Origin of the sequence: Streptomyces sp. NBC_01426, assembly GCF_036231985.1 — a bacterium.
Lineage (GTDB): Bacteria > Actinomycetota > Actinomycetes > Streptomycetales > Streptomycetaceae > Streptomyces.
In genome coordinates this window covers 3,418,428-3,431,920 of record NZ_CP109500.1, presented here as the reverse complement: position 1 = coordinate 3,431,920, position 13,493 = coordinate 3,418,428, and the positions used below count along the sequence as shown (strand labels likewise).

The 13,493-nt window shown below is 71.6% G+C and carries 12 protein-coding genes; 6 read left to right on the top strand and 6 right to left on the bottom strand.

Features of this window, described 5'->3' with window-relative positions; all coding sequences use genetic code 11:
- Positions 1-103: 103 nt before the first annotated feature.
- Entirely contained in the window at positions 104-1,327 is a 1,224-nt protein-coding gene (gene fahA / locus OG906_RS15020; RefSeq protein WP_329443204.1) for a fumarylacetoacetase, read from the bottom strand.
- Between the two features lie 141 nt (positions 1,328-1,468).
- Between fahA and OG906_RS15015 the strand changes: the two genes are divergently transcribed.
- On the top strand, positions 1,469-2,275 hold the full coding sequence (locus OG906_RS15015) for an HAD family hydrolase (protein ID WP_329443203.1): 807 nt from the start codon (positions 1,469-1,471) through the stop codon (positions 2,273-2,275).
- A gap of 32 nt (positions 2,276-2,307) precedes the next feature.
- Here the strand turns inward: OG906_RS15015 and OG906_RS15010 are convergent, their stop codons facing one another.
- The gene (locus tag OG906_RS15010; RefSeq protein ID WP_329443201.1) at positions 2,308-4,311 is read right to left on the bottom strand and encodes a CocE/NonD family hydrolase; all 2,004 of its coding nucleotides are present in this window, start codon (positions 4,309-4,311) and stop codon (positions 2,308-2,310) included.
- A gap of 31 nt (positions 4,312-4,342) precedes the next feature.
- Positions 4,343-5,860 (bottom strand): peptide MFS transporter, encoded by a 1,518-nt coding sequence (locus tag OG906_RS15005; protein ID WP_329443199.1) that lies wholly within the window; start codon positions 5,858-5,860, stop codon positions 4,343-4,345.
- A gap of 190 nt (positions 5,861-6,050) precedes the next feature.
- Between OG906_RS15005 and OG906_RS15000 the strand changes: the two genes are divergently transcribed.
- From OG906_RS15000 to OG906_RS14985, 4 genes are all read left to right on the top strand, one after another.
- Complete coding sequence (locus tag OG906_RS15000; protein WP_329443197.1) at positions 6,051-7,061, top strand: polyprenyl synthetase family protein; 1,011 nt, start codon at positions 6,051-6,053, stop codon at positions 7,059-7,061.
- 252 nt (positions 7,062-7,313) lie between these two features.
- Positions 7,314-8,528: a LolA family protein gene (locus tag OG906_RS14995; protein WP_267798406.1), complete on the top strand. Its 1,215-nt coding sequence runs from the start codon at positions 7,314-7,316 to the stop codon at positions 8,526-8,528.
- Between the two features lie 119 nt (positions 8,529-8,647).
- Complete coding sequence (locus OG906_RS14990) at positions 8,648-8,851, top strand: hypothetical protein (protein WP_229886015.1); 204 nt, start codon at positions 8,648-8,650, stop codon at positions 8,849-8,851.
- Entirely contained in the window at positions 8,848-9,264 is a 417-nt protein-coding gene (locus OG906_RS14985; RefSeq protein WP_267798405.1) for a hypothetical protein, read from the top strand. Before OG906_RS14990 ends, OG906_RS14985 begins: the two co-directional genes overlap by 4 nt.
- 118 nt (positions 9,265-9,382) lie before the next feature.
- On the opposite strand, the gene OG906_RS14980 is transcribed toward OG906_RS14985, so the two are convergent.
- From OG906_RS14980 to OG906_RS14970, 3 genes are all read right to left on the bottom strand, one after another.
- Complete coding sequence (locus OG906_RS14980; RefSeq protein ID WP_267825432.1) at positions 9,383-10,702, bottom strand: M28 family metallopeptidase; 1,320 nt, start codon at positions 10,700-10,702, stop codon at positions 9,383-9,385.
- Positions 10,703-10,908: 206 nt separating this feature from the next.
- Positions 10,909-11,883 carry an EamA family transporter RarD gene (gene rarD / locus OG906_RS14975; protein WP_329443191.1) on the bottom strand — a complete coding sequence of 325 codons (975 nt, stop codon included), beginning with the start codon at positions 11,881-11,883 and terminating at the stop codon, positions 10,909-10,911.
- 177 nt (positions 11,884-12,060) lie between these two features.
- Entirely contained in the window at positions 12,061-12,918 is an 858-nt protein-coding gene (locus tag OG906_RS14970; RefSeq protein WP_329443189.1) for an SDR family oxidoreductase, read from the bottom strand.
- 99 nt (positions 12,919-13,017) lie between these two features.
- On the opposite strand from OG906_RS14970, the gene OG906_RS14965 reads away from it, so the two are divergent.
- Positions 13,018-13,380, top strand: a complete 363-nt coding sequence (locus tag OG906_RS14965) for a winged helix-turn-helix transcriptional regulator (protein WP_329443187.1) — start codon at positions 13,018-13,020, stop codon at positions 13,378-13,380.
- Positions 13,381-13,493: the final 113 nt, after the last annotated feature.

Genomic DNA, 13,493 nt, shown 5'->3' with positions numbered 1-13,493 from the left:
GTTGTCCCGTCCCGTGCGTCCACCCTCGCGGGGCGCCCCGGGGCGCGCACGCGGGCCGCACCCAAAGGGGTGGGTGCGGCCCCGGCCGCCCCGGGGGCAGGACCTACCGGCCGGCCACGACGCGGCCGGTGACCTCGCCGAGGCCCACCCGGGTGCCGTCGGCCCCGGGGGCCCAGGCGGTGAGGGTGACGACGTCCCCGTCCTCCAGGAACGTACGCTTGCCGTCGGCCAGTTCGATGGCGTCGCGGCCGTTCCAGGTGAGCTCCAGCAGCGAGCCGCGCTGGTCGAGGTCCGGGCCGCTGACGGTGCCGGAGCCGTACACGTCGCCGGTGCGCAGGGAGGCACCGTTGACGGTCATGTGGGCCAGCTGCTGGGCGGCGGTCCAGTACATCGAGGAGAACGGCGGTCGGGCCACCTCCTGCCCGTTGAGGGCGACGCTGATGTGCAGGTCGAAGCCGCCGGGCCGGTCGCTGTCGGCGTCGTCGAGGTAGGGCAGCAGCGGGAAGTCCCGGGCGGGCGGGGCGACGCGCGCCGAGTCGAGGGCCTCCAGCGGGGTCACCCAGGCGGAGACGGAGGTGGCGAAGGACTTGCCGAGGAACGGGCCGAGCGGCACGTACTCCCAGGCCTGGATGTCCCGCGCGGACCAGTCGTTGAGCAGGAACAGCCCGAAGACGTGGTCCTCGAAGTCGGCCAGCGGCACCGGGCGGCCCAGTTCGGACGGGGTGCCGACGACGAATCCGACCTCGGCCTCGATGTCCAGCTTGACGCTCGGCCCGAAGACGGGCGCCGGGTCGGCGGGCGTCTTGCGCTGGCCGGAGGGGCGCACCACGTCGGTGCCGGAGACCACGAGGGTGCCGGCGCGGCCGTGGTAGCCGATCGGCAGGTGCTTCCAGTTGGGGGTGAGGGCGTCGCCGTCCGGACGGAACATCTGTCCGACGTTGGTGGCGTGGTGCTCGCTCGCGTAGAAGTCGACGTAGTCGGCGACCTCGTACGGCAGGTGCAGCTCCACGGTGTCCAGCGGCAGCAGGTGCGGCTCCACGGCGGGCCGGTGGCCGGGATCGGTGACCCAGGCGGTCAGCGCTCGGCGCACGTCGCGCCAGGCCGTGCGGCCGGCGGCGAGCAGCGGGTTGAGGGAGTCCCGGCCGAGGAGTTCGGCGTACGGGGAGCCGAGCGCGACGGCGGCCGCCCCGGCGTCGAGCACGTGCCCGCCGATCCGTACCCCGATCCGCCGGCGCGGGTCCCCCGAGGTGGAGAACACGCCGTAGGGGAGGTTGTGCGGCCCGAACGGGTCGCCCTCGGGAACATCGAGGGGGCTCTGCTGGGGCATGGGTTACTGCCTCGCTTTCGACGCGGTCCGGGGGTGTCCCGGGGGCTGGTTGACACGTTACGTGGCCGGTGGGGCGGGCGGGAGGCCGGATTCGGGCGCTATTTGTAGGACTTGTCCGAGGGGGTCCGTATCCTTGGCGGGGTGACTTCCGCCCTCCCCTATGCACTTGTGGCCACCGACCTGGACGGGACTCTGCTGCGCGCCGGAGACACCGTCTCGGCCCGCTCCCACAAGGCCCTCGCGACCGCCCGAGCGGCCGGCGCCCAGCACATCATCGTGACCGGCCGCCCGGTCCCGCAGGTTCGCCACGTACTCGACGGTCTCGGCTACACGGGGCTCGCGGTGTGCGGGCAGGGAGCGCAGGTGTACGACGCGGCGCGCGGGCGCCTGCTGCACTCCGTGTCCATGGACCGGGGCCTCGCCGAGGTCGCCCTCGGGAAGATCGAGGCGGAGATCGGCGAGGTCTACGCCGCCGTGAACCAGGAGGGGGTGGACGCGGAGATGTTGATAGGGCCCGGCTACCGGATGTGGCACCCGCACCTGCCGACGGTCCGCGTCCACAGCCGCGCGGACCTGTGGTCCGCCCCCATCAACAAGGTGCTGCTCCAGCACCCGCGCCTGGACGACGACGAACTCACCCGGTTCGCGCGGGGAGTGGTCGGCGACCTCGTCAACGTGACGATGGCCGGGGAACACACCGTGGAACTCCAGCCGCCGGGCATCGACAAGGCGAGCGGCCTGGCCCGGGCGGCGGAGGTGCTGGACCTGCCGGCGTCCTCGACGATCGCCTTCGGGGACATGCCCAACGACGTCCCGATGTTCGCGTGGGCGGCCCACGGCGTGGCCATGGCCAACGCGCACCGCGAGCTGGTGGCCGTCGCCGACGAACTGACGCTGTCGAACGAGGACGACGGCATCGCGGTGGTGCTGGAGCGCCTCTACGGCTGACCCGGCCGGGCGGCCGGCGGGCGGCCGGTGCGTCAGCCCGCCGCCCTCGGCAGGCGCCGTTCCCACGTCCGGTGGAAGACCACCTCGTCGCCCTCCCGGCACACCACCTCGTTCGACGTCAGGAACCCGCCCTCGTCGCACGAGATCTCCGACCGGGTCTCCACCCGCGTGTCCCAGCCCAGGTCCGGCCGGTGCAACCGGATCCGCCAGTCCGACCGGGTGTGGGCGGACAGCGGATCGCGGGAGTCGATCTCGTACACCTCCACCGCGTCCTCGGAGAACTCCAGCCCGTCCGGGTACACCCGCGTCCCCCCGTAGCGGGGGTCCACCTCCAGCCGCCAGGTGCCGGCCGCGACGTCGCGTACGACGACCCGCTCCGGCCGGGGCTCCTCCAGGGTGTCGGGGTACACCACGCGCAGCGGCTCGGACTGCTCCGGGGCCTCGAAGACGATGCCGTGGTCGGCCGGGCCGGGCGTGCGCAGGGGGAGTTCGAGGGTGCTGCCGGCCGGATCCAGCGTCCACCCGGCCTCGGAGCCCGCCCGCGGCCAGATCCAGGGCCAGTACGCGGAGGACACGGCCAGCCGGATCCGGTGCCCCGGCGGGAAGGCGTGGCCGATGCCGTTCAGCTCGAAGGTGACGTCCTCGGTCGCGCCCACCGGCCACGGCACCGCCCTGTCCCGCCCGCGCCGCGCGGACAGGTTCAGCACGCCGCGCGTGACCAGGGTGGAGGACCCGTCCGGGGCCACGTCGCACAGCCGGGCGATCACCTGCCCGTACGGGACGTCCATCCGCAGCCGCAGGGTGACCGAGGGCCGGCCGAGGATCTCCACCGGTTCGCCCGGCGCCACGGGGAACTCGAAGCACGCCGACTTGGCGTCCTCCTCGCGCTGGTCCGGCGGCAGGTCCGCGTCGTTGCCGAAGGGGAAGAACCGCCCGGCGTCCAGGCCGGTGTGCTGCGGCGAGGCGACGGCCACGGGCGGGCCCTGGAGCCCGTACGAGACGGGGACGACCGAGGGCGAGGGCCAGGCCGTGTCGCCGACCCAGCGGCCCTCCAGGCGCTCGTAGACGGTGGCAGGGGGGTGCGACTCGCTGATCCAGGAACGCAGCAGCGGCTCGTCCATGACCCCGTTGTCCTCGCCCCGGAGCCAGTGGTCCCACCAGCGCAGCGTCTCCTGGAGGAAGCCGATCGCCGGGCCCGGCGGCAGACCGCGGTCGGGGTACTGGTGCGACCAGGGGCCGATCAGCCCCCGCACCCGGCCCGCCGGCAGGTGCTCGACCAGGCGCAGCACCGTGTCCCGGTACGGGTCGTGCCAGCCGCCGACGGCCAGCACCGCCGCGCCGATGGCGGAGTAGTCCTCGCAGACGCTGCCGTGGCGCCAGTAGTCGTCCCGGGTCTGGTGCCCGAGCCAGGTGTGGACGAGCGGCTCCACGGCGTCCAGCCGGGCGAGCCACTGCTCCCGCCAGCCCTCGCCCGCGTACAGCGGGTCCGGCGGGCGGGACGCGAAGGCCAGCATGGTGGAGGCCCAGGCGTGCATGTCCACGGCCAGCACCGAGCCGCCCATGTAGTGGACGTCGTTGTCGTAGCGGTCGTCGGTGGAGCAGACGGTGACGACCGCCTTCAGCGCCTCGGGGGCGAGCGCGGCGATCTGGAGGCTGTTGAAGCCGCCCCAGGAGATCCCGAACATGCCCACCGCGCCCGTGCACCACGGCTGCGCGGCGAGCCACTCCACCACCGCGACGCCGTCGGCCAGCTCCCGGGCGTCGTACTCGTCGCCGGGGTCGCCGCCGCTGCACCCGTGGCCGCGCACGTCGACCCGTACGGAGGCGTAGCCGTGCCCCGCGTACCAGGGGTGCCGCTGCCAGTCGCGGGGCGCCGTCCAGTCGGTGAGCCGGTACGGGAGGTACTCCAGCAGGGCGGGCACGGGCTCGTCGGTGACCGGGCGCCAGATCCGGGCGTACAGCTCGACCCCGTCGGACAGCGGGATCCGGACATCCTCGCGGGTGGTCGCGTACGGGAAATCGGTACGGATGATCATGCGGAAACCAATCTCCGATCGCCGGTCGGCCTCAGTGGACGGGGTGCATGGTGCGCTTGAGCCAGGGCGCCAGGGCGACCACGACGAGGCCCGCGGCCACCGCGACGGCACCGTTCACGCCGAAGTAGACGGGGTTCGAGACCTGCCCGTAGACCTTCACCACCTGGGCCTGGATACCGTTGGCCAGGGCCAGGGAGAGGAACCACAGGGCCATCGTCTGGCTGGCGTACGCCTTCGGGGCGAGTTTGGTGGTGGCCGACATGCCGGAGGTCTCCAGCAGCACGTCGCCGAGGCCCAGCAGCAGGTACGAGCCGACGATCCACCAGGCGGCCATCTTGTACGTGTCGTCGGCGTGCCCGGACGTGGGGATGACCATCAGCAGGAACGACAGACCGCCCAGGATCACCCCGATGGCGATCTTGTTGGAGGCGTGCGGCTGCCGGCTGCCCATCCGGGCCCACAGCGCGGCCACGACCGGAGCCAGCGCCACCTCGAAGGCGCCGAGCGCCGAGGCGTACCAGCCGGCGGGGAAGTGGAAGCCGAGGATCTCCGTGCGGGCGTTCGTCGACGCCAGCAGCATCATCGTCGAGTACGCCTGGAAGAGGATGAAGTTGAACGCGACCGAGGCCAGGAAGAGGACCACGTACGGGCGCAGCCGCCCGCGCTCCGCGGTCGTCACCCTGGGACTGCGGAACATCACCACGAAGTAGACGATCGGGGCGATCACCGAGATCAGGGTCAGCAGGTCCACGAACCGGCCCATGGTGAGCCACCCGGCCAGGGCCAGCGCGGTGGCCGCGACGGCCACCAGGAGCAGCCCGCCGACGATCCGCCACACCGCGGTGCGCATCGCGTCGGGGGCGAGCGCGAACTCGGCCGAGTGCTTTCGTCCGGCCAGATGGCGGCGTCCCAGGACGTACTGGATCAGGCCCGCGGTCATGCCGATGGCGGCGGCGGAGAACCCCCAGTGCCAGCCCTTGTTCTCGCCGAGCCACGCGGTGATCAGGGGGCCGGCGAACGCGCCGATGTTGATCCCCATGTAGTACAGGGCGAATCCCGCGTCGCGCCGCTGGTCGTCGGTCCGGTAGAGCCTGCCGACCATGCTGGCCACGTTGGGCTTGAGCAGGCCGGTGCCCGCGCTGATCAGGCCGAGGCCCACCCACGTCATGACGGCGGTCGGCACGGCCATGGCGTAGTGGCCGCAGGCGATCAGGATGCCGCCGTAGAGCACCGCTCGATAGGAACCGAGGATCCGGTCGGCGAGCCATCCGCCGGCGACGGAGACGAGGTAGACCATGGTCCCGTAGGCCGCCGAGACGGAGGCCGCGGTGCCCGGGCTCATCCCCAGGCCGCCGTTCGCCACCGTGTCCGCGAAGTAGAGGACGAGAATGGCCTGCATGCCCAGGAACGAGAAGCGCTCCCAGACCTCCAGTCCGGAGAGCGTGGCCAGACCCCTGGGGTGTCCGAGGAAGGCGTGGTCGTCCTCCGGTGGCGGCTGGTCCGCCTCCGGGTCGTTCGACTCGTCTCGATCGGCTGTGGTTCTGGACAAAACGCCTTCTCCGGTTGTTTCGGCTCCTCCAGAACATACCGGTGCGCATCGGGCGGTGCGCGCGCGGCGGCCGGGCAGGCGCTCTGGGTGATCGAAAACAGACCGGATACGCTGGCTTGAGTGATGGCAGCGACACATCGACAATCCATGTGATCGTCAAGGTGATCGTCAGCAGACAGGAGTACCCCTCGTGACCGTCGTCGGGCCGTTCGGACTGAGCGTGCGGGACCAGGCTCTTGAGACCGATGTCCAGGCCGGACTGGCCGCCGTCGAGGCGGGTCTGCTGGAGGCCACCAAGAGCGAAGTCCCCTTCATCACCGAGGCCGCGCAGCACCTGGTGCGCGCCGGAGGCAAGCGGTTCCGGCCGTTGCTGGTGATGCTCGCGTCCCGTTTCGGGGATCCGTACGCCCCGGGCATCGTGCCGTCCGCCGTGGTGGTGGAACTCACCCACCTGGCCACGCTCTACCACGACGACGTCATGGACGAGGCGGACGTGCGTCGCGGCGTGGAGAGCGCGAACGCCCGTTGGGGCAACTCCGTGGCCGTCCTCACGGGTGACTTCCTGTTCGCCCGCGCCTCGCACATCCTGGCCGACCTCGGGCCCGAGGCCGTCCGCATCCAGGCGGAGGCCTTCGAGCGCCTGGTGACGGGTCAGATCCTGGAGACCGCCGGTCCCCGCGACGGCCGCGACCCGGTCGCCCACTACCTCGACGTCATCGCCGGCAAGACCGGCTCGCTGATCGCCGTCTCCGGCCGCTTCGGCGCGCTGATGTCCGGCGCCGACGAGTCGGTCGTCGACATCCTGACCCAGTACGGAGAGCGGCTCGGCACCGCCTTCCAGCTCGCCGACGACGTCCTCGACATCGCCTCCGACTCGCACGAGTCCGGCAAGACCCCCGGCACCGACCTGCGCGAGGGAATCCCCACGCTGCCCGTGCTGCGGCTGCGCGAGAGGGCGGAGCGGGACGGGAACCCGGACGACCTGGAGCTCGTGGGGCTGCTGGACGGCGACCTCACGGACGACGCCCGACACGCCGAGGTGTTGTCCCGGCTGCGCGTCCACCCGGCCCTGGAACAGGCCCGACGGGACACCATCCGGTACGCGCAGGAGGCGCGGGCGACGCTCGCGCCGCTGCCCGAGTGCTTCGCCAAGTCGGCGCTCGAAGAGCTGTGCGACGCGGTGGTGCACCGCGCGGGCTGAGCCCCGCGACCCACACCCCCGCGACCGCGGACCGGGCTCGGCAACCCCTACGGGTGGGGGATGCCGGGCCCGTGTCGTGTCATCCCTGGGAGGTACGCCAACTTGAGTCCGGGGAGTGACGCCCCACCGCCCTCTTCTTTGGTCAGATAGAGGCACATCCCCACCAGATCGGGTGAGAGTGGCGGCGCGGGGTGGACGTGTACATGAATGACGGGTAGGTCGCCGCCGTACACACAGAGGTAGGGCAGACACATGGCAACGAACACGAAGACCCACAAGGCCGCTCGGTACGCCGTACCGGTCGCGGTGTTCGGGGTGGCCGCGGCGACCATCGCGATGGTCCCGGCCTTCGCGAACGCCGGAGGACCGGACCTGCCGAAGGTGACGGCCCAGCAGCTGATCGAGAAGATCGCCGCCTCGGACGTCCAGGAGCTGTCCGGCAGCGCCCGCATCAGCACCGACCTCGGCCTGCCGACCCTGGCCAGCGGCCTGCTCGGCGGCGGGGGCGTCGCGGGCGGCTCGGCCGACCCGCAGGACAAGGTCGCGCAGCTGGCCAACGGCACGCACACCTTCCGCGTCGCGGCCGACGGCCCGGACCGCCAGAAGCTCACGTTCCTGGACGGCAAGGACGAGTACAGCCTCATCCACAACGGCACGGACGTGTGGGGCTATGACAGCCAGTCCAACGAGGCCTGGCACGAGAAGCACGAGGAGGCGGCCGCCCGGGGCAAGGACGGCCACAAGACGGCCGACCGGCTCGGCGCCTCGCCCCAGCAGCTGGCCCAGGACGTCCTGAAGGCCGCCGGCACGACCACCGACGTCAGCGTCGGCGACACCGCGCAGGTGGCCGGCCGCGACGCCTACCAGCTCGTGCTCAAGCCCAAGCAGTCCGGTTCCACCGTCGGCTCCGTCCAGATCGCGGTCGACGCCAAGAACGGCGTGCCGCTGCGCGTGCAGCTGCTGTCCAGCCAGGGCGGCAAGCCGATCGTGGACGCCGGCTTCACCAAGGTGGACTTCGCCAAGCCGGCCGCCGACGTCTTCGCCTTCAGCCCGCCCAAGGGCGCCAAGGTGACCGAGGGCGCCGCCGAGGCGGACAAGGGCGCCAAGGGCGAGCACGGCAAGGAGTGGAAGGGCCTGGACGCCTTCCCGGGCCTCGGTGCCCTGACCGGCGGCGCGGGCGACGGCGACGTGAAGGTGCTCGGCGAGGGCTGGGCGACGGTCGCACAGATCTCCGTACCGGGCGGCAAGGGCCTCAAGGACGCCGAGGCCGCGGCGAACGGCAAGGACGCCCCCAAGGAGGCCAAGCAGTTCATCGACTCCCTCGGTGACAAGGTCAACGGCTCGTTCGGTTCCGGCCGGGTCTTCTCGACCCGCCTGGTCAACGCGCTGATCACCGACGACGGCAAGGTCTACGTCGGCGCCGTCACCAAGGACGCGCTGGTGAAGACGGCCAACGCGGCGAAGTAGCCCGGCCGGCTCCGCCAAGGGGCCGCGCGGGAGCGGAGGGTGGCCGGGGACCTGTGTCCCCGGCCACCCTTGTGTCGTTCCTCTCCTGCGTACAGCACGACCGCTGTACGGTGAACGCCATGTCGAGACACGTCACCATCCGCCTGGACGAAGAGTTCCACGAGCGCCTCAAGGCGCGCGCGGCGGCTTTGGGGACGACGGTGACCGCGCTGATCACCGAGGTCACCGAACGCGAACTGGACGAGGACCGGAAGTCGTTCCTCTCCGGCATCGAGGAATTCGCCGACCACTGGAGCTACTTCCAGGAGCGGTTCGGCAATTGAAGATCACCATGGAGTGGGCCTGGACGGCCCTGGCCCATCACCTTCCGTCGGATCCCGCCGTGTGGGATCCCTCCGGGGTGGCCGCCGCGGTCGCCCGGCACCAGAACGACCTCGTCCTGGTACCCGAACAGCCCGCCCCGGACACCGCGTGGCGGGCCGCCGCGTTTCTGCACACCCTCGCGGTCTGCCCGGCGCTGGAATCCCCGATGAACGAGTTCTACGCGGCCGCCGCGACCCGCTCGTACCTGCGGGTGGCCGGGGCGAAGCACCTGCCCTCCCCGGAGGATCTGGGAGACCTCGTCGAGGCCGCGAAGCTGGGCCGGTTGGACATCGGCGCGGTCGCCGACGAACTGCGCAGCCTCATCAGCGAACCCCTGCCGGCCTCGCTGCGGGGCCACGCGGAGGACGCGTAGCACGGTGCGGCGAGGCCGGCGGGGATTCACGGAGGCGGCAGGGTCCGCAGAGCCCGAGGCCCGATCCCGGGGACCCGAACCCGGAGGACCCGAACCCGGAGGCCCGATCCCGGTGGTCCTAGAAGGTGATCTTCCAGCTGTTGATGTAGCCGACGTCCTGCGCCGCCACGTCCTTGGCCTGGAGCTTCCAGACCCCGTTGGCGACCTCGCTCGACGCGTTGACCGTGTACGAGGCGACGACGTTGTCCGCCGAGTCCGAGCTTGAGGAGTTCTTCAGCCGGTACGCGGTGCCGTCGGGGGCGATCAGGTCGATCTGGAGGTCACCCCGGTAGGTGTGGACGATGTTCACGTCCACCTTGGTGGTCGCCGGTGCGTTGCCCGTGACGCCCGAGACGGTGATCGGCGAACTCGCCGCGGCACCGGGGGAGTCGGGGATGTTCACGTCGGCGGTGTTCTCGAAGGACTTGCCGGGCGGCACGGGGGTGCCGGCGCCCAGGTTCCAGATCGCGTAGGCGATGGCGTCCGCGTTGCGGTCCAGGGCGGTGTCGTTGATGTTCGCGGTGGTGTCGCAGGAGGAGTGGTAGCAGCGGTCGAAGGCCTGACCGGAGGTGCCGCCCCACTTCTGCGCCTGGGCCGCCGTCTTGGTGTAGTCGGCGCCCGAGAACAGGCCGCCGACCGGGATGCCCGCGCTCTTGAACGGCGCGTGGTCGGAGCGGCCGTCGCCCTCGGTCTCTATCTCGGTGGATATGCCGAGGCCCGCGTAGTAGGTCTTGAAGGTCTGCTCGATCGTGGGGTCGTCGTCGTAGACGAAGTAGCCCGGGTTCGGCGAGCCGATCATGTCGAAGTTCAGGTAGCCGGAGAACTTCGCCTTCTCGGTGGCCGACAGGCTGTTGACGTAGTACTTCGAGCCGACCAGACCGAGTTCCTCGGCGCCCCACCAGCCGAAGCGCAGGTGCTTCGTGGGCTGGAGCTGGGCGCGGGAGACCGCCAGCGCGGTCTCCAGGACGGCCGCCGAGCCGGAACCGTTGTCGTTGATGCCGGGGCCGGCGGTCACCGAGTCCAGGTGCGAGCCCGACATCAGGACCGAGTTGGGGTCACCGCCCGGCCAGTCCGCGATCAGGTTGTAGCCGGTGGCGCCGCTGGAGGTGAAGGTCTGGAGGCTGGTGGTGAAACCGGCCGCGTCCAGCTTGGCCTTCACGTAGTCGATCGAGGCCTTGTAGCCGGCCCTGCCGTGGGCACGGTTGCCGCCGTTGTTGGTGGCGATGGTCTGGAGCTGCGTCAGATGCGCCTTGACGTTGGCCAGCGGGATGTCGGGCGGGGTGGGAGCGGCGTTGACCGCCGCGGGCGCGGCGAGCGCGGCGGGGGAGGTGGCGGCGAACAGGCCGGCGACCGCGATCGCGGTCACGGCGGCAAGGCGCCGAGGGACGGACAGGCTCATGTGGGGGCTCCGGAATTCCGTATGGGGATGAGACGGAACGTGCGGGGATAGAGCGGGTGAGCGTGCGTGCGTCAGTGCGAGCCTGATGTTCAGCGAGAGTATGACTATTCGTCAAGACCACAATCCGGTCAGGGCGGTTCGGAAAACGGACGATCCCCGGTACGGGGGTTCCGTACCGGGGATCGTGGGGCGCGAAGGGTGAGCCGCTACGCGGGCTCGCGGGTCGTCGTCGGCTCCGTCGGAGCGGCCGAGGGTGAGACCGGCGCGAGGGTCCCGGCGGCGGCCAACCGGGCCCGGGAGCGGCGCGAGGTCCGCAGTGCGTCCCAGGTCAGCAGGGCCAGCGCGGCCCACACCAGGGAGAAGCCCGCCCACCGCTCGGGCGGCATCGCCTCGTGGAAGTACAGGACGCCCAGCCCGAACTGGAACACCGGGGCCATGTACTGGAGCAGGCCCAGCGTCGACAGCGGCACCCGGATCGCGGCCGCGCCGAAGAACACCAGCGGGACCGCGGTGACCAGCCCGGTCGCGGCCAGCAGCGCGGAGTGGCCGAGGCCCTCCGTCGCGAAGGTGGACCGGCCCTGCGCGGCCAGCCACAGCAGGTAGCCGAGGGCGGGCGGGAACAGCAGCGCGGTCTCCGCGGTCAGCGACTCCAGGCCGCTCATGTTGAGCTTTTTCTTGATCAGCCCGTAGGTGGCGAAGGAGAAGGCCAGCGTCAGGGAGATCCACGGCGGCCGCCCGTGGCCGATGGCCAGCACGAGCACCGCCGAGAAGCCGACGCCGACGGCCACCCACTGGGCGCGGCGCAGTCGTTCGCCGAGCACCAGGACACCGATCGCGATGGTGACCAGCGGGTTGATGAAGTAGCCGAGGCTGGCCTCGACGACCTGGCCGTTGTTGACCGACCAGATGTACAGGCCCCAGTTCACGCTGATCACGGAGGCGGCCAGGGCGGTCAGGGCCAGCTTGCGCGGTTGGCGCACCAGCGTGCCCATCCAGCTCCAGTGGCGCAGGGCGAGGAGGGCGATCCCGACGACGGCGAGCGACCACACCATGCGGTGGGCCAGGATCTCGATCGCCCCGGACGGCTTCAGGAGGGGCCAGAAGAGAGGGACCAACCCCCACATCCCGTACGCGCCGAATCCGTAGAGCAAGCCCGTGCGCTGCTCGTTCTCTGCCTTCACGGGGCCTCCAGTACGGCTTCCGGCCACTCGCCACCCGAGTCACAACCCCACGAAGGTATCGCCGTACCGCCCGGATGTCATGCCCGTAAGGGGGAGATACTCATGACACCCGGGTCGGTGGGGCGGAGGTCGAGCGGGCCTCGAACGAGCCTTGAGCCGGGCCGGCTCCGGCGCGGCTCAGGCCAGGGCCGAGGAGATGGCCGCCGCCACCGGGGTCGTCGGGCGTCCGATCAGGCGGGCCAGGTCCCCGCCGGTCCCCGCCAGCCGGCCGCGCGAGATCGCCGCGTCCACGTCGACGAGGATCGCCGCGAAGCTCTCGGGCACCCCGGCGCCGGTCAGGATCCCCAGGTGGGCGTCGGCCGGCACCTCGGCGTACGCGACCTCGCGGCCGGACTGCCTCGCGACCTCGGCCGCGTACTCCGCCAGGCTCCAGGCCGTGTCGCCGGACAGCTCGTACACCGCGTTCAGGTGCCCCTCGCCGGTCAGCACCGCCGCGGCCGCCGCGGCGTAGTCCGCCCGCGCCGCGGAGGCGATCCGGCCCTCGCCGGCGCTGCCGACGACCGCGCCGTGCTCCAGCACCACGGGCAGTTGGGCGGTGTAGTTCTCGTGGTACCAGCCGTTGCGCAGGAAGGTGTACGGCAGCCCCGAGTCGAGGATCGCCTGCTCGGTGACCTTGTGCTCGGCCGCCAGGTCGAAGTCCGCGTCGGGCCCGCCGAGGATGCCGGTGTACGCGAGCTGCGCCACGCCGGCCGTCTTCGCCGCGTCGATCACGGCGGTGTGCTGCGGGACCCGGCGCCCGACCTCGCTGCCGGAGATCAGCAGCACCCGGTCGCCGGCCCCGAACACCCCGGCCAGGCTCGCCGGCTCGTTGTAATCGGCGATCCGTACGTCGATGCCGCGCGCGGCCAGGTCGGCGGCCTTCTCCTTGTTCCGCACGACGGCGGCGACGCGCTCGGCGGGGACCCGTGCGAGCAGCTCCTCGATGACGAGGCGGCCGAGGGCTCCGGTGGCTCCGGTGACGACGATGCTGTTCATGGTGCGCTCCTTGGTGGGTCCGGCGGTGCGGGGTGATGTCACCACCGTACGGAGAGCGCTAACTATTCGGAAGTACCCACTTTGGAGTAAGGTACTTACATGCAGGTAAGTGTGAAGGCTCCGATGTGCCCCTCCCGCGGCGTGCTGGAACACGTCACCAGCCGCTGGGGCGTCCTCGTGCTCGCCGCCCTGGTCGAGCGCGCGTACCGGTTCAGCGAACTCCGCCGGGAGGTGGCCGGGGTCAGCGAGAAGATGCTGGCCCAGACCCTCCAGACGCTGGAGCGCGACGGATTCCTGCTGCGCGAGGCGCAGCCGGTGATCCCGCCCCGGGTGGACTACTCCCTCACCGACCTCGGCCGCGAGGCCGCCGAGCAGGTGTGGGCGCTCGCCCGCTGGACCGAACGCCGGACGGCCGACGTCCAGGCGGCCCGCGCCGCGTACGACGAAGCCCGGACCGCGTAGCGCGCTCCGGGCTCCCGCCGCTCGTCGTACCGCCCTCGGCACGCCGTACCGCTCCTCACACCGCACGCGTACCGCTCGTCGTGCCACACGACGTGCGGTCGACGGCGCGCGCC